Origin of the sequence: Streptomyces sp. GbtcB7 (assembly GCF_019091445.1) — a bacterium.
Lineage (GTDB): Bacteria > Actinomycetota > Actinomycetes > Streptomycetales > Streptomycetaceae > Streptomyces > Streptomyces mirabilis.
In genome coordinates this window covers 1-268 of sequence record NZ_JAGXJM010000309.1, presented here as the reverse complement: position 1 = coordinate 268, position 268 = coordinate 1, and the positions used below count along the sequence as shown (strand labels likewise).

The following is a 268-nucleotide window of genomic DNA, read 5'->3' as shown; positions in this document are numbered from 1 at the left end:
ACCTCTCCGACCGGTCGTGCCTAGTACATGATGGCAAAGGGACCGGAATCTGGGTGCGCGAGCAAGGCCGCGGCACCATCGTAGATTGCGAAATCTGCGGCAATACCGGGGCAGGGATAGGAATCTCAAGCGGCGGCGACCCAACCGTGCGCTCCTGCCGCATTCACGACGGATCAGATGCTGGCATCTACGTACTCGACGCGCGAAGCCGAGGCGCAATCAAAGTCTGCGTTATTTATGGCAACAATAAGACCGGCATAGTCTTTTC

General features: G+C 57.8%; 1 protein-coding gene. It reads left to right on the top strand.

Annotated elements, in window-relative coordinates; translation table 11 throughout:
• On the top strand, nucleotides 1–268 hold a 268-nt coding region (locus tag KVT44_RS61390), incomplete at both ends, for a right-handed parallel beta-helix repeat-containing protein (RefSeq protein ID WP_217577000.1).